Here is a 15,919-nt window from a genome sequence, read left to right as displayed (position 1 = left end):
TAATTTACAACAGTGGGATGTTTCTGAACCAAATCCTTCTGAACAAACAACGGATTTAGAAGGTAACGTAACTGAACAAGAAATAGGTTTTATTGGGAATGCTTTAAGACATTTTGTAGTTGGTGCAGAATTATTTCCTGAAAGTGCTATTAATTTAAGAGTAGGTTATAATGTTAGAAGAGCTGCAGAATTAAAATTACAAAATGTTCGAACCTTTGGAGGTATTTCTTTTGGATTTGGAATTAAAATGAATAGATTTAAACTAAATTATGCGTATTCTAAATTTCATACTGCTACAAATGCGAGCACTTTTAGTTTAGAAATGGATTTAAATAGAAGATAATGAATAAAAAAATTACAATTGCAATTGATGGATTTTCATCTACAGGAAAAAGTACCATTGCTAAATTGATTGCTAAAAAATATAATTATATTTATGTTGATACTGGTGCAATGTATAGAGCTGTAAGCTTATTTGCTAAACAGCATAATTTTGTAGGAAATGACTTTTTAGATAAAGAAAAATTAATTTCAAATCTTAAGGATGTGTCTCTTTCTTTTAAATTTAATGAGGATTTAGGTTTTGCTGAAATGTATTTAAACGATGTCAATGTTGAGCAAGAAATAAGAACATTAGAAGTTTCTCAATTAGTTAGTAAAGTCGCCACTATTTCTGAAGTTAGAAGGAAATTGGTTGCAGAACAACAACAAATGGGAGCCAAAGGTGGAATTGTTATGGATGGTAGAGATATTGGAACTGTAGTTTTTCCTGATGCTGAGTTAAAACTATTTATGACAGCTTCTGCAAATAAAAGAGCAACAAGACGTTATAAAGAATTACTAGATAAAGGTGATAAAGTAACTTTTGCAGAGATTTTATTTAATGTAGAAGAACGTGATAGAATTGATTCTACAAGAGAAGATTCTCCTTTGATAAAGGCTGATGATGCCATTGAATTTGATAATTCTGATATGGGGATTAATGAGCAATTTGAACGAATTTGTACTTTAGTAGATAGAAAAATTTCATAATATCTAATAGCTAACAAACAAGTTTAGCCCTGATTGAGCCTTTCGTCAAGCTCAAGACAGGCTAACTGTTTGAGCTCTTTTTTATGCTTAATTAAATATTCTAAAACCTTAATAAAAAAATCAAATTATTAATTGATGATAGTTGTTGTTAAAATATTATCAACATAAAAAAAGCGAGTAGTGAAAGCAGGAAATGGCTTCAAATAAAAATTATACTAAAGTTAATATAAAGTCTTTTTTTAAGGAATATTCAAATATTTGTGTGTCTGTAAAGAGATTTTCCATTTTGGATTTTTCATTACGTATTCAACAATTTGTTCAGTCATTTTTTCTTTTTTACTCCATTCAGGTTGTAAAAATAACTGACACTTTTTTCCCACTTTTGCAGCTTGCTCTTCTGCAAAAAGAAAATCAGATTGATTATGAATAATCATTTTTAACTCATCTGCTTCTCTATAAGTTTCATCTAAAGGTAATTTTGACTTCTTTGGAGAAAGACAAAACCAATCCCATTTTCCAGAAAAAGAATACGCTCCAGAAGTTTCTATATGGGTTTTAATATGATTTTTTTGAAGCAAATCTGTAATATAATCCATAGACCACATTAAAGGTTCACCACCAGTAATTACAACAGTATTTGCGAACTTTTTAACGTTTTCTACAATCGTATCTGCCAACGTTGGTGGGTGCAAATCTGCGTTCCAACTTTCTTTAACATCACACCAATGGCAACCCACATCACAACCACCAACTCTAATAAAATAAGCAGCAGTTCCTGTGTGAGAACCTTCACCTTGTATTGTATAAAATTCTTCCATTAACGGAAGCATAATTCCTTTATCAACTAAATCTTGTGTATTTTTATCCATCATCTACTTTCTTGCAGCAACTACTTCAATTTCAATTTTTGCACCTGCTACCAAATTGGCTGCAAATGTAGTTCTTGCAGGTAGATTTTCCTTGAAAAAAGATCGATAAATTCCATTCATTTTAGAAAAATCATTGATATCAGCTAAAATTACAGTACATTTTACGACATCACTTAAATTTAAATTATGATGTTTTAAAACTGCTTCTATATTTAAAATCGTTTGCTTGGTTTCAGCTTCAATACCACTTTCAACTATTTTTCCTAATGTATGATCTTTCCCAATTTGCCCCGTTAAAAAATACAAATTATCAACTTGAACGGCATCTGAAAATGGAACGTTTTGTCTACTTTCTTCATGCGATTTATGATGTTTTACAATAGATTTTGATTCATTTCGACATCCTAAGAGGAACACAAACGCTAAGAATAATATAAATTTATAAGCTATTTTCATAAAGTTTTGATTTTCAGTACAAATATAATCAGAATAAAAAAGAAATATTTTATGTGTAAGTAGTTATTAATCAATGATTTTTTGTAAATTTGCACTCCTTTTTACACTAACAGATTCGTAAAAGGAAAAATAAACAAAAATTTATAAAAACATCTCTTACTGTTTTAATTGTTAAGAATCTGTAAAACAATAAGATACAAAAATTATTTTCAGGAATGTCTGAAGAAACAAAAAACACTGAAGAGCAAGTAGTTGCTACAGAAGTACAAGAAACAGCAACTCCAGCTGTTGAAGCACAAAAAGATCCTAAACAATTTTTAGCGGATTTTAACTGGCATAAATACGAACAAGGTATTGATGAAGTTGATGAAGAAAAATTAAAAGAGTTTGAAGAAGCTTTAAAAGGAACAATCGGTTTTGTAAATGAAAGCGATGTAATTGAAGGAACTGTTGTAAGAATTACTGACAGAGACGCAATTATCGATATCAATTCTAAATCTGAAGGCGTAATTTCTTTAAATGAATTTCGTTACAATCAAGGTTTAGCTGAAGGAGATACTGTAGAAGTATTAGTAGATAAAAGAGAAGATTCTTCTGGTCAATTAGTATTATCTCACAGAAAAGCAAGAGTAATTAAAGCTTGGGAAAGAGTAAACAATGCGCACGAAACTGGTGAAGTAGTTAACGGATTTGTTAAATGCAGAACTAGAGGTGGTATGATTGTAGATGTTTTCGGAATTGAGGCATTTTTACCAGGTTCTCAAATTGATGTGAAGCCAATTAGAGATTACGATCAGTATGTTGAGAAAACAATGGAATTTAAAGTTGTTAAAATCAACCACGAATTTAAAAACGTTGTTGTATCTCATAAAGCGCTTATTGAAGCTGATATTGAATTACAGAAAAAAGAAATCATTGGTCAACTAGAAAAAGGACAAGTATTAGAAGGTGTTGTTAAAAACATTACCTCTTATGGTGTGTTTGTAGATTTAGGTGGTGTAGATGGTTTAGTACATATTACAGATTTATCTTGGTCTAGAATTAATCATCCAAATGAGGTTGTTGAATTAGATCAAAAATTAAACGTTGTAATTTTAGACTTTGATGATAACAAATCTAGAATTCAATTAGGTTTAAAACAATTATCTGCTCATCCTTGGGAAGCTTTAAACAGCGATTTAAAAATTGGTGATAAAGTTACTGGAGAAGTTGTAGTAATTGCAGATTATGGTGCATTTGTAGAAGTAGAGCAAGGAGTAGAAGGATTAATTCACGTAAGTGAAATGTCTTGGTCAACGCACTTACGTTCTGCACAAGATTTCGTAAAAGTTGGTGATAAAGTTGAAGCTCAAATTTTAACTTTAGATAGAGAAGATAGAAAAATGTCTCTTGGTATCAAACAATTACACCCAGATCCTTGGACAGATATTACCACTAAATTCCCAGTTGGTTCAACACATACAGGTACTGTAAGAAATTACACAAACTTTGGTGTTTTTGTTGAGTTAGAAGAAGGAATTGATGGTTTAGTATATATCTCTGATTTATCTTGGACTAAGAAAGTAAAGCATCCATCAGATTTTGTAACTGTTGGGCAGCAATTAGAAGTTCAAGTTCTTGAATTAGATGTAGAAAACAGAAAATTAAACTTAGGTCATAAACAAACTCAAGACAATCCTTGGGATGCTCATGAAGAAACGTATGAAATTGGTTCTATTCACGAAGGTCTTGTAAAAGATAAGAATGATAAAGGAGCAGTAATTACTTTTGATGATGGAGTAGAAGGTTTTGCACCAAGTAGATTCTTAGAAAAAGAAGATGGTTCTAAATTAAGCAAAGGTGAAACTTTGAAATTTATTGTATTAGAATTCTCTAAAGAATACAGAAGAGTAGTTGTATCTCATACATCTATCTTTAAAGAGCAAGAGCGTAAAAATATCAAAGCACAAGCTACTAAATCAGCTGATGCAGAAAAAACCACTTTAGGTGATATTGGAGGTCTTGCAGCCTTAAAAGAAAAAATGGAAGCTGGATCAAAAAAGAAAAAATAAGTTACTTATGCTGAACTTCCTGAACTAAATTTAGGGTAAATGTTTCAGTATCAAATTTACTTATTCTTAATATCTAGTCGATATTTATAATATCTAAAAACCGTAGCAATTTGCTACGGTTTTTTTTGTTTACTATCTTTGATGAAAACCTAACCTAATGAAAATTAAATATATTTCTTTAGTATTTTTTGCTTTTATATTAATTCAATGTAATAACAATGAAAAAGTAAAAGAGATAGCAACAGAACATATAAACCCTGAAACTTATTGGGGAGAAAACCCATGGCCAGAAATACGTAAAAAACGAATAAATACATTATTACCAAATGCTTTAAAAGAAGCAAATGTAAATGCTTGGCTGGTAATTTGTAGAGAAAATAATAATGATCCTTTAGCAGATCATATAGGAGGAGAAAATGCTGGAGGCACAGCAGCTTTTTTGTTTTATAATGATAATAAAGGTTTTCACTCATTAGTATTTTCGCCTTCAGGAGAATCTAAAGCATTAGACGAATTAGATATTCATGAAAAAGTAATTTCAGTAGAAAGAGGAACATCAGCAATAAAAATGGCTGTTGATTTTATAAAAGAACAAAACTTTGAAATGATTGCTGTTAATTCATCAGACTCTAACTCCACAGCAGATGGTTTAACGTATACTCAAAGAATTGAATTAGAAGAATATTTGGATGATGATAAAAACAAGTTAGTTTCATCAACGGACGTCGTTTATAATTGGTTATCTATTAAATTACCAGAAGAAGTAGAAATTTTAACTAGAGCAGCACAGTTAACAGCAGCTTTTCAAATTGAAGCCTACAAACAGGTAATTCCTGGTAAATCTACAGACGCAGATATTGCCAAGTTTTTAAAGCAAAAAATGGCTGAATATGGCGTAAAAGATGGTTGGGCACCAAGTCAGAATCCAAATGTAAATTCTGGTGCAGATAGAGGACATTCTCATGCTACTGATAAAGTAATAATGCCAGGAGATGTAATTCAAATTGATTTTGGAATTAAAGTATATGATAGGTGGGTTTCTGATATACAGCGTTTTGCTTATGTTTTAAAAGACGGAGAAACCAAAGCACCAAAGGACATTCAATATTATTGGGAAAGTAGTAAAGCTGGAAACAGAGCAGCATTAGCAGCGATGCAACCAGGAGTTAAAGGTGTTGATGTTGATGCAGCTCAAAGAGTTTTAATGACAGCAGCAAAATCGGAATATGTAATGTGGAGTACAGGACATCCTGTTGGTTATGTTGCACACGATGCTGGACCGAATTTAGGAGGTTCACAAGCATCACATGTAAGGCCAGCATCAGAAAAAATATTAAAAGAAGGAATGACTTTTGCTTTTGATGGTTTTCATGCTTGGAAACTTGCTGATGGTTCTGAAAAAACAATTTCTGTAGAAGAAATGGCAGTTGTTACAAAAGATGGTGCTAGATATTTAACAAAACCACAAGAAGAGTTGATTTTAATTTCGAGTAATAAATAAGTTTTGGAGTATATTTTTCTAAAGAATTTTATCATCTTTAATTTAGTAATTGAGAAATAAGTGAAACTTTAGTTTTATTTCAATGTGTCTATTTCATCATCTATAGCTGCAATCATTCTGTCAACATTTTCAATTGATTCATTAACAGTTAATAAATAATCAGATACAATTATAATCTTATTTTTGATTGCGTTTGTAAGTTCTTGTTTTCCTTTTGTAGTACTTAATTGCGAATTTATGAAATCTTGTACTTCTTCATCTTTAAATAATAAATCTTCATTTGTGGTGTAATCTATCAAGTCAATTTCCGAATATTTAATAAGAATGGAATATACTTCACCATAAAAAACACGGTTTTCATTCGTTTTAAATTGATAATCAATTTCAGAAGTATAAAGATAAAAGCCAATCACCTCAGAATATAAATCTTTATTTTCTATCAACGAAACTTGCCCAGAAGACAGTAATTCTCTGTATGTATTATCTATATTTGGGTAATTGTACGTAAGCATTAATTGATTTAGTTTTTTAGATAAACTATCAATAGTTACGTAACTTTTTGTTTTACTATACTCTAATAGCAAGTTTTTAGAAACTATAAGTGTTTCTTCGAAACTTATTTTTAGATCTAGCAACCCATTTTTTTGATAAAACATATCATCAGCGATATTATCTAAATACCAAATTTCTTTTTTTACTTCGCTTCTTTTATCATTCCAATTACTAAACTGAATGGCAAGCATAATACCAATAACAACTAAAAAAACTTCGCCAATTGCATAGAATAAATAATTGCTAAGACGTTTTTCAATAAGAAGTTTTCTTCTTATTTTTTTGAATAGTTGAATCATGGTAGTTTGGTTAGGTGTTTAAAGATAAAAAAATATAAACTATTATAAATGAAAAAGTTAGTGGTTTTATAAATTGATGTTTAATACTAGCCGTATTTCAAAAAAAATCACTTGAAATATTTTATCTTTGCCGTGAAAAAATAAAAGAATGACATTAATAAAATCAATATCAGGAATTAGAGGTACCATTGGCGGAAAAACTGCTGATAATTTAACACCTATAGACGCAGTAAAATTTGCATCAGCTTATGGAGCGTTTATAAAAGCAAGAAATCCAAACAAAACCCAATTAACAGTAGTTGTTGGAAGAGATGCACGTATTTCTGGTAAAATGATTTCTAGTTTAGTAGCCAATACTTTAGTTGGTTTAGGAATTGATGTTGTAGATTTAGGTTTATCAACCACACCAACAGTAGAAGTTGCTGTGCCTTTAGAAAATGCAGATGGAGGTATAATTTTAACAGCATCTCACAATCCAAAACAATGGAACGCGTTAAAATTATTAAATGAAAAAGGAGAGTTTTTAAACGGTGCAGAAGGAGAACAAATTTTAGCATTAGCTGAAAGCGAGGATTTTTCATTTGCAGAAGTAGATGATTTAGGAACTTACTCAAAAAACAACACGTATTTACATAAACATATTCAAGAAGTTTTAGACTTGGAATTGGTAGATGTAGAAGCCATTAAAAAAGCCAACTTTAAGGTTGTGGTTGATGGTGTAAATTCTACAGGAGGAATTTTTATTCCTGCTTTATTAAAAGAATTAAATGTTGAGTGTGTAGAATTATATTGTACACCAAATGGACAATTTCCTCACAATCCAGAACCTTTAAAAGAACACTTAACAGATATTTCTGAACTAGTTATTAAAGAAAAAGCAGATTTCGGAATTGTGGTAGATCCAGATGTAGATAGATTAGCAATTGTATCTGAAGATGGTTCTATGTTTGGAGAAGAATATACGTTGGTAGCTTGTGCAGATTATGTTTTGGGAAGATTAAAAGGAGGAAATACAGTATCTAACTTATCCTCTTCTAGAGCTTTGAGAGATGTTACCGAAAAACATGGTGGAACCTATACAGCATCCGCAGTTGGTGAAGTAAATGTGGTGATCAAAATGAAAGAAACTAATACTGTAATTGGTGGTGAAGGAAATGGAGGAATCATTTATCCTGCTTCACATTATGGACGTGATTCTTTGGTGGGTGTTGCTTTGTTTTTATCGCATTTAGCACATGAAAAAGTATCTTGTAAAACGTTAAGAGATTCGTATCCAAGTTATTTTATGAGCAAAAATAAAATTCAATTAACACCAGAAATTGATGTTGATAAAATTTTAGAAACCATGGCATCAACTTATAAAAACGAAGATGTAAATACTATAGATGGTGTAAAAATTGATTTTGCTGAAGAATGGATTCATTTAAGAAAATCGAACACAGAGCCAATTATAAGAATTTATACAGAAGCAAAGTCTCAAGAGGCAGCAGATGCTCTGGCAGTAAGGTTTATCAATGAAATCAAAGAAATAATAGCATAAAATTTTGAACATAAAAACATTTTTTTTTCTATTACTTTTATCATCAACTGCCGTTTTTTCTCAAAATGATAAGCAGAAAAAAGTAGTAAATAAAGGTAAATTTTTTGCTTATTGGGGTTGGAATTGGGCAAGTTACTCAGGTTCAGATATTCGTTTTAAAGGCAATAATTACGATTTTACATTAAGAGATGTAAAAGCACAGGATACTCCTTCTAAATTTTCATTTAGCAAATATTTTGGAATTACCAATTTAACAAAACCTCAAACAAATGCAAGAATAGGGTATTTTTTTAAAGAAAATTACACGATTTCTATTGGTATAGATCATATGAAGTATGTTGTTAATAATGATCAATTTGTAACTATTGATGGAGAAATTTCATTGGCAAATAATCCATACAATGGTGTTTATACAGGACAAGAAATTCAATTAACAGAAGATTTTTTAAGATTAGAACACACTGATGGTTTAAATTATGTGAATGTTCAGTTATATCGTTTTGATGATGTAAGCAGGTGGTTTGGATTGTATTCAGATAGTTTTCAAATAAATATAACAGAAGGTTTTGGAGCTGGTATTTTATATCCAAAGACAGATACAACCCTTTTAGGGCAAGAAAGACATGATGATTACCATATTTCTGGTTTTGGGCTCTCTGCAGGTGCTGGTTTAAATATTACATTTTTAAAACATTTTTTTATTCAAGCAGATTTAAAAGCGGGTTATATAAATATGCCCAACGTAAAGATTAGCACAAATGCATCAGATAGTGCTTCTCAAGATTTTTTCTTTCTTCAGAACAATATTTTAATTGGAGGTAAATTTAGAATATAATGAATAACTTAGAGCAGTATTTTTCACAATTTAGAAACCATATTATTGGGATAGATCAAACATTTACATCTCCTTTTGGAGAACAAAATTTGGTGTATTGTGATTGGACTGCAAGTGGAAGGTTATACAGACCCATTGAAGAAAAAATAGCAAATCAATTTGGACCTTTTGTTGCAAATACGCATACAGAAACATCTACTTCTGGAGCAGCTATGACTTTGGCGTATCACGAAGCAAGAAAAATTATAAAACGTCATGTAAATGCTAATGACAATGATGTTTTAATTACAACAGGTTCAGGAATGACAGGTGTTGTGAATAAATTTCAACGAATTTTAGGTTTAAAAGTTGCTGAAAATTTAAAAGATTATACTACCATTCCAGAAGACTTAAGACCTATTGTTTTTGTCTCTCACATGGAGCATCACTCAAATCAAACTTCTTGGTTAGAAACTATTGCAGATGTAGAAGTTGTGCCTTGTGATGATGATGGTTTGTTATGCTTAAAAGAGTTTGAAAAGTGTATCCAAAAACACGAACATCGTACAATTAAAATTGCTTCGATAACTTCTTGTTCTAATGTTACTGGTATAAAAACGGAATATCATAAAGTTGCCAAATTAATTCATAGTTATAATGGGCTATGTTTTGTAGATTTTGCATGTTGTGCACCTTATGTAGATATTAATATGCATCCTAAAGTAGAAGAGGAATATTTAGATGCTATTTTCTTTTCTCCACATAAATTTTTAGGAGGTCCTGGAAGTTCAGGTGTTTTAATTTTTAATAAAAAATTATATAAAAATACGGTTCCAGATAATCCTGGAGGAGGCACAGTAAGTTACACAAATCCTTGGGGACAACATGATTATTTTGATGATGTTGAAACTAGAGAAGATGGTGGAACACCAGGTTTTTTACAAACCATAAAAATTGCACTTTCCATTCAGTTGAAAGAAAAAATGGGAACTGAAAACATCAGAAAAAGAGAAGACGAAATTAACGAAGTTGTATTTAAAACTTTAGAAAACTTAGCTGGTGTTAAAATATTAGCACCAAACCAAAAGAAAAGATTGAGTATTTTTTCTTTCTATTTCGAAAAATATCACTTTAATTTAGTGGTAAAATTGCTAAATGATAAATTCGGATTGCAAACAAGAGGTGGTTGTTCTTGTGCAGGAACTTATGGGCATTTTCTACTGAATGTAAATCAAGAAACTTCCAACAGGATCAAAGGCGAAATTTTATCTGGTTGCAATACGCAAAAACCAGGTTGGGTTCGTTTGTCTTTACACCCAACAATTACAACGAAAGAACTTGAATTTGTTTGTGAATCTCTAAAAGAATTATCAGAAAATATAGAAGATTGGGCTAAAGATTATAAATACGATACGATTAAAAACGATTATGTACATAAAACAATAGCACCGATTGAAAAAGAGTTGGTTAGCTCTTGGTTTGCTGTTTAGTTTCTTGAAGTTTTAACCATTCTTTATATCTATCTTTATGTTTGAATCTATTGTGAGACCATAAATAATATTCTGGTTGTTCTGTAATATTTCGTTCAGTAATTCGTAAAAATTTATCTGTAATTTCGTAATCTTTATATTCTTTTGGATTGTCTGTAATTAATTCGAAATCAGTTTCATAATATCCTCTTTTTATTTTTTTTGCTCGGTAGTTTATCACAACCAAATCATTCTTTTTAGCTAGCATTTCTGCACCTGTATGCACAGGAACTTTAACGCCAAAAAAAGTACCCCAATGAAACGTTTTTTCGATATGTGGAGATTGATCACTTAATAAAATATAAGCACCTTGAATATTATTCTCGAAATTAGATTTTATCAATTTTATAAAATTAGCAGTGGTTGCACCTGTTATTCCAAACTTTTCTCTGCTTTCTCTTAACGTTTTTTCAAAGGTTTCATTTCTTAATTTATTATATGCACCAAAAAGATTGATTTCTAAAACTAAAGGTGTACTTATAGACCATTCCCAATTGGCCAAATGTGCGCTTACCAAAGCAATACTTTTTCCTTCTTTAGCGAACTTATTAACCAATTCAGGATTTTTATACGTGTAGCGTTTTAAAATTTCTTTTTCTGATATTGAGAATGATTTTATACTCTCAATCATAATATCTGTAAAATGTTTGTAGAATTTTTTAGCAATTTTTTGCTTTTCTTCTTCCGTCTTTTTAGGAAACGCATAAGAGATATTTTGTAAGATTATTTTTTTTCTGTAACCAAAAACGTAATAGATAAGCACATAAAAAAAGTCTGAAATTAAATATAAGATAGACATTGGCAATCTAGAAATCAGCCAAATTAAAGGATAGGTTAAGTAAAAAACGATTTTATTCATCAATTATAATTTAAATGCAAATATCGGATTAAAAATTAAGAAAGGTAAAAAAGAAACTTTTTGTAATATCAAGGTGCTATTCTTGTTTGATTTTTTAGTTTTAGACCAAATAACAAATAACAAATAATTAATAACCAATAACCAATAACCACGAACTAATCTTTAATTTTTTTCATTTTTTTCCATTTCTCAAACTTATTTCTGTGTTTAAAACGTTTGTGAGACCATAAATAAAATTCTGGTTGTTCTTTTATCAGTTGTTCAGTAAGAGCAATGTACTTGTCTGTTATTTCGTAGTTTTTAACTTCTTTGGGCTTGTCTGAAATCAATGTGAATTCGGTTTCATAATAGCCTCTCTTTAATTTTTTAGTAGCGCAATTCATCACAACTAAATCAAATTTTTTAGCAAGCGATTCTGCACCCACATGAAAAGGTACTTTAATCCCGAAAAATTCTTGCCAATAAACAGTATGTTCTAATTGTGGAGATTGGTCGCTAATTAACAAATAGATACTTTGTGTTTTTGTTTTAAAATCTTCATAAAAGGCTTTTACAGTTTTAGAAGATTCGTAGCAAACAAAACCAAAACGTTCTCTAGAATCCCTTACAACTTTATCAAAATATTTGTTTCCTAAAGTCGTGTATGCACCTCTTGCTCTACAATTAACCATTAATGGTACACTTGCAAACCATTCCCAATTTGCTTGATGTGCGCTTACAAAAGCAATACTTTTTCCTTCTTTGATAAATTTTTGGGCAACTTCAGGATTTTTATATTGGTAGCGTTTTAAAATTTCTTTTTTACTGATGGAAATTGCTTTGATAGTTTCCATAAATAAATCTGTGAAGTGTCGAAAGAATTTTTTAGCAATTTGTTTTTTTTCTTCGGATGATTTTTCTGGGAATACTAAATTTAAATTATTAAAAACAACTGTTTTACGATATTTAAACACATGATATACAAAGATGTAAAGCAAATCAGAAATTATATATAAAAAACGCATTGGTAATTTGGAAAGCAACCAAATAAAAGGATATACCAAAGCAAAAATTAAAAATTGCATACATTTATTTTGATGCACAAATATCAATATTTATATTTAAAATGAAATGTAAAACCAAAGAGATTTTATTATGTTTGTAAGATGTTAAATGGTACAAGCCCTATAGTAATTCTTATAATCGTAGCCAATGTTCTTTTCTCTATGAAAGGCTTTGATGACTATGCTTTTTTAGATAAATTTAAGTTTCAAGTTGGTAGAGTAAAAGGCGATGAAAAAATAAGAATGTTAACGTCTGGGTTTTTACATGTAGATTGGATGCACCTAATTTTAAATATGTATGTTTTGTATATGTTTGGAGATTTAGTTGCTCATAAACTTGGAGGTTTATATTTTTTAATCATTTATTTTGGTAGTTTATTAGCTGGCAGTTTGTATACGTTACATTATCATAAAGACGAACCCTATTATAGCGCTGTTGGTGCTTCTGGGGCTGTTTCTGGAATTTTATATGCGTCAATTTTATTGGTGCCAGGCATGGAACTATATTTGTTTTTTATTCCAATACCAATCCCTGGGTATATTTTTGCTGTTGGTTATTTATTATATTCCATTTACGGAATGAAAAAACAAGTAGGCAATATTGGACATGCAGCACATTTAGGAGGTACTATTGGTGGGTTTGCATTCACATTACTACTAACTCCTATATTATTTACTACAAATACAATACTTGTTATTTTATTGGCAGTTCCTATTATTTTGTTGTTGCTTTTTGGTGATAAATTAAAGAGTTTGTAAAGAGGTTGATGTTTACTATTTGAAGCCGGAAGCTGGCAGATTGAAGTTGGAAAAAAGTATATAGAAAAAAGAGAAAAGAAAACTTTATTTTGTTGATATTCAATACTTCAATTTTTAGAAATCGGTTTGCAATTTCTTTTTCAAATAATAACGAATAGCACTTTTATCATTTTTATTGGGGTTTTTTAAAGATGACAAACTGTGTGGGAATTGTGTTAAAGTTTTGTAGGAATAGTGTAAAGAATTTATTTTTTTAAAATTATAACCAATAACCAATAACCAATAACCAATAACCAATAACCAATAACCAATAACCAATAACCAATAACCAATAACCAATAACCAATAACTCTATTAACTTTGAATATCTGTGAGTTGTATCCTTCCAGGATGACAAACTTTATGAAAACTGTTTAGAAATAAACATAAAAATCTTAAATTTTACAAATAAAAAAAGACCTAATTATTTCTAATGAAGTCTTTTGAGCGAAAGACCAGGTTCATCTCGACTTAGCTCGATATAAACTTCTCACCTTAATTTTGGTAATTTCATTAAATTTTAGGCATAAAAAAAGACCTAATTATTTCTAATTAAGTCTTTTGAGCGAAAGACCAGGTTCATCTCGACTTAGCTCGATATAAACTTCTCACCTTAATTTTGGTAATTTCATTAAATTTTAGGCATAAAAAAAGACCTAATTATTTCTAATTAAGTCTTTTGAGCGAAAGACCAGGTTCGAACTGGCGACATTCAGCTTGGAAGGCTGACGCTCTACCAACTGAGCTACTTTCGCTTGGTAAAGAGATGCAAATATAGAATCATTTTTGAGTTCTGCAAGAAATTATTATTAAAAAATGGTATTTTTTATTCGTATTTTTTTTTTGGAGATAAAGTTTAAATTTAAAGCCTGTTTTTATAAAAAATATTTTAAAGTTAATTTGCAGCTTTCAATTACTAAATCAAATAATTAACTCTAAAAACAACCAAAAAAATTTTATTTATAGTATTATTTATTTCATCAGTTTTACAATTGTATTAAAAAAAATAAAATTTTTAATTTGGTTGATTATAAAAAAATCAATAAAAACAATTTTTCATAAAAGTTTTAAGGGTTAAAAATTAAAAATAATATCTTGCTCAATAATTTCTTTTACATTAATTGTAGGCAGCAAATATTCATTATAAATTGTGCCTTCTGTTTTTGCGTGTAATGCTCCTCTAGAAGCACCAATAGTTAACACTGCAAAATGAATGGCTAAATCTTTAGTCACTAAATAAGAATCATTTTTTTGTTTTACTTTCGTTTTAAAATCTTTCTTTTCAATTTCAAATAAAGATTGAATTTCTATAATTAAAAAAGGCTGATTTACTTTTTTCTCAAAAGAAAACTTAACAGAACAAGACACACTATTTTTATCTGTATCTATGCCAAAACTAAGCTCCGAAGTTAGGTTAGCTTCGCCTGTTTTTTTATAAGCACTATCTATAGTCGCAAAAGAAACTGTTTTTAAACCAGTTAATGCAAAACCAAGTTGATTGTAAGTCATAATTCTTTTAAATTTGATCTGCAGTAAATAAATATTCGTTTGCAGTTTCCATTGTTGTTTTTAAAACAGGATTTTTATTGGTTATTGATTTTGAATTCGCTTCAATTTTTACACTACTGTTTGTGTTTTTATGCACAACTTGCATTTTTTTACCTATTTTTTTATATGATATTGTTTTTGAAGCTACCATAATTTTAGGGTTAGAAATTGTAACGCCTAAAGCTTCCTCAATTTTGTCTAAAGTTTCAAAAGTAAGATTTGCCTTTGCTCTTAAAATTTTATTTACTTGCTGTGGAGTTACGTCCATTAATTTGGCAACATCTGTTTGTTTTAGATGATTATCATCCATATAATCCATCAAATCTAAAGCAAACAACTGCGCTCTTTTTATTTTTCTTCTGTTTTTTAAATCTTGTTCTGCTCTTATTATCCATTGAGTAGCAGTTTTTTCAACGATTGAATTTAAGTTTTTGCTCATTTTAAAATTGTATGCAGTCTGTTATATTTTTTTCTTGTAACCACTTTTTTAAGTAGTTCATTTTATTAAGCTCTAATTGTAATGCTTCGCAATCTTGCATAGCACCAACTAACTTTATGCCAACTCCTGTTATAATTATAGCATTATTTCCTAAACGAATACCATACAAACGTAATAAAGATTTAAAATCGTAAGTATACATTTTTCGTCTTCCAGGATCATCATAAATTTCTCGTTTAGAAAGTTCTACAAATTCATCAAATAATAGTTCAAAACAATCACCCTTTTGTGATTCTTTTTTTAAGAAAATAAGTTTATCAAATAAATCACCTGCTTCTTCTAAAACATTAATTGCTAAAAATGATAAAAGTTTATCTTTAAATTTACCTTGTTTCCAACCAGATTGAGAAGATTTAATGAAATTTCGCACATATGTTGGATTTTGAAGTTGATCCTGTACTTTATGGAGTTCTGTTTCATAGTCTAAAGGTGTGTTATAAAAGTTACAGTCAACAAAACGTGCCAAGTAAACGCCTTGATACTGTTCGTCAAATGTACTAAATATTTTCATATAATTAACCTATAGGTT

General features: G+C 29.7%; 17 protein-coding genes and 1 tRNA gene (1 of these 18 running past the window's edge). 8 read left to right on the top strand and 10 right to left on the bottom strand.

Features of this window, described 5'->3' with window-relative positions; all coding sequences use genetic code 11:
* Together porQ and cmk are read left to right on the top strand one after the other, a co-directional pair.
* Positions 1 to 343, top strand: partial view of a type IX secretion system protein PorQ gene (gene porQ, locus P161_RS0117750; protein WP_026778223.1) — the 3' portion only. The gene continues 680 nt to the left of window position 1, outside the view; the window shows 343 of its 1,023 coding nt (coding positions 681-1,023); the start codon falls outside the window, past its left edge; it ends in the stop codon at positions 341 to 343.
* Positions 343 to 1,032 carry a (d)CMP kinase gene (gene cmk / locus P161_RS0117745; RefSeq protein ID WP_026778222.1) on the top strand — a complete coding sequence of 230 codons (690 nt, stop codon included), beginning with the start codon at positions 343 to 345 and terminating at the stop codon, positions 1,030 to 1,032. Before porQ ends, cmk begins: the two co-directional genes overlap by 1 nt.
* 239 nt (positions 1,033 to 1,271) lie before the next feature.
* On the opposite strand, the gene P161_RS0117740 is transcribed toward cmk, so the two are convergent.
* Both P161_RS0117740 and P161_RS0117735 read right to left on the bottom strand, forming a co-directional pair.
* A complete protein-coding gene (locus P161_RS0117740) occupies positions 1,272 to 1,901 on the bottom strand; it encodes a 7-carboxy-7-deazaguanine synthase QueE (protein ID WP_026778221.1) in 630 nt (209 codons plus the stop codon).
* A 3-nt stretch (positions 1,902 to 1,904) separates the two neighbouring features.
* Complete coding sequence (locus tag P161_RS0117735; protein WP_026778220.1) at positions 1,905 to 2,357, bottom strand: RidA family protein; 453 nt, start codon at positions 2,355 to 2,357, stop codon at positions 1,905 to 1,907.
* 215 nt (positions 2,358 to 2,572) lie between these two features.
* On the opposite strand from P161_RS0117735, the gene rpsA reads away from it, so the two are divergent.
* Both rpsA and P161_RS0117725 read left to right on the top strand, forming a co-directional pair.
* Positions 2,573 to 4,408: a 30S ribosomal protein S1 gene (gene rpsA, locus P161_RS0117730; protein ID WP_026778219.1), complete on the top strand. Its 1,836-nt coding sequence runs from the start codon at positions 2,573 to 2,575 to the stop codon at positions 4,406 to 4,408.
* A 157-nt stretch (positions 4,409 to 4,565) separates the two neighbouring features.
* Positions 4,566 to 5,909, top strand: a complete 1,344-nt coding sequence (locus P161_RS0117725) for a Xaa-Pro peptidase family protein (protein ID WP_026778218.1) — start codon at positions 4,566 to 4,568, stop codon at positions 5,907 to 5,909.
* Positions 5,910 to 5,983: 74 nt separating this feature from the next.
* On the opposite strand, the gene P161_RS0117720 is transcribed toward P161_RS0117725, so the two are convergent.
* On the bottom strand, positions 5,984 to 6,760 hold the full coding sequence (locus P161_RS0117720; RefSeq protein ID WP_026778217.1) for a DUF6090 family protein: 777 nt from the start codon (positions 6,758 to 6,760) through the stop codon (positions 5,984 to 5,986).
* A 148-nt stretch (positions 6,761 to 6,908) separates the two neighbouring features.
* Between P161_RS0117720 and glmM the strand changes: the two genes are divergently transcribed.
* The 3 genes from glmM to P161_RS0117705 are packed head-to-tail and all read left to right on the top strand — an operon-like array spanning position 6,909 to position 10,604.
* Entirely contained in the window at positions 6,909 to 8,300 is a 1,392-nt protein-coding gene (glmM, locus tag P161_RS0117715; RefSeq protein ID WP_026778216.1) for a phosphoglucosamine mutase, read from the top strand.
* Between the two features lie 4 nt (positions 8,301 to 8,304).
* Positions 8,305 to 9,135 carry a hypothetical protein gene (locus tag P161_RS0117710; protein ID WP_231494767.1) on the top strand — a complete coding sequence of 277 codons (831 nt, stop codon included), beginning with the start codon at positions 8,305 to 8,307 and terminating at the stop codon, positions 9,133 to 9,135.
* The gene (locus P161_RS0117705) at positions 9,135 to 10,604 is read left to right on the top strand and encodes an aminotransferase class V-fold PLP-dependent enzyme (protein WP_026778214.1); all 1,470 of its coding nucleotides are present in this window, start codon (positions 9,135 to 9,137) and stop codon (positions 10,602 to 10,604) included. Before P161_RS0117710 ends, P161_RS0117705 begins: the two co-directional genes overlap by 1 nt.
* On the opposite strand, the gene P161_RS0117700 is transcribed toward P161_RS0117705, so the two are convergent.
* Positions 10,582 to 11,502 (bottom strand): lysophospholipid acyltransferase family protein, encoded by a 921-nt coding sequence (locus P161_RS0117700; RefSeq protein WP_026778213.1) that lies wholly within the window; start codon positions 11,500 to 11,502, stop codon positions 10,582 to 10,584. The genes P161_RS0117705 and P161_RS0117700 overlap by 23 nt on opposite strands.
* 155 nt (positions 11,503 to 11,657) lie before the next feature.
* A complete protein-coding gene (locus P161_RS0117695; protein ID WP_026778212.1) occupies positions 11,658 to 12,566 on the bottom strand; it encodes a lysophospholipid acyltransferase family protein in 909 nt (302 codons plus the stop codon).
* Positions 12,567 to 12,707: 141 nt separating this feature from the next.
* On the opposite strand from P161_RS0117695, the gene P161_RS0117690 reads away from it, so the two are divergent.
* A complete protein-coding gene (locus P161_RS0117690; RefSeq protein ID WP_231494766.1) occupies positions 12,708 to 13,304 on the top strand; it encodes a rhomboid family intramembrane serine protease in 597 nt (198 codons plus the stop codon).
* 259 nt (positions 13,305 to 13,563) lie between these two features.
* Here P161_RS0117690 and P161_RS19615 read toward each other — a convergent pair whose 3' ends face one another.
* From P161_RS19615 to P161_RS0117665, 5 genes are all read right to left on the bottom strand, one after another.
* Entirely contained in the window at positions 13,564 to 13,701 is a 138-nt protein-coding gene (locus P161_RS19615; RefSeq protein WP_155810498.1) for a hypothetical protein, read from the bottom strand.
* Positions 13,702 to 14,025: 324 nt separating this feature from the next.
* Positions 14,026 to 14,098, bottom strand: a tRNA-Gly gene (locus P161_RS0117680).
* A gap of 319 nt (positions 14,099 to 14,417) precedes the next feature.
* The gene (locus P161_RS0117675) at positions 14,418 to 14,852 is read right to left on the bottom strand and encodes a hypothetical protein (protein ID WP_026778210.1); all 435 of its coding nucleotides are present in this window, start codon (positions 14,850 to 14,852) and stop codon (positions 14,418 to 14,420) included.
* 7 nt (positions 14,853 to 14,859) lie between these two features.
* Complete coding sequence (locus P161_RS0117670; RefSeq protein ID WP_026778209.1) at positions 14,860 to 15,330, bottom strand: helix-turn-helix transcriptional regulator; 471 nt, start codon at positions 15,328 to 15,330, stop codon at positions 14,860 to 14,862.
* A gap of 1 nt (position 15,331) precedes the next feature.
* Positions 15,332 to 15,901, bottom strand: a complete 570-nt coding sequence (locus P161_RS0117665) for a hypothetical protein (protein WP_026778208.1) — start codon at positions 15,899 to 15,901, stop codon at positions 15,332 to 15,334.
* Between the last annotated feature and the right edge of the window lie 18 nt (positions 15,902 to 15,919).

Source organism: Polaribacter sp. Hel_I_88, assembly GCF_000687935.1.
Classification (GTDB): Bacteria; Bacteroidota; Bacteroidia; order Flavobacteriales; family Flavobacteriaceae; genus Polaribacter.
The sequence above is the reverse complement of the archived record's forward strand: the minus strand, read 5'-3'. Positions and strand labels throughout refer to the sequence as shown.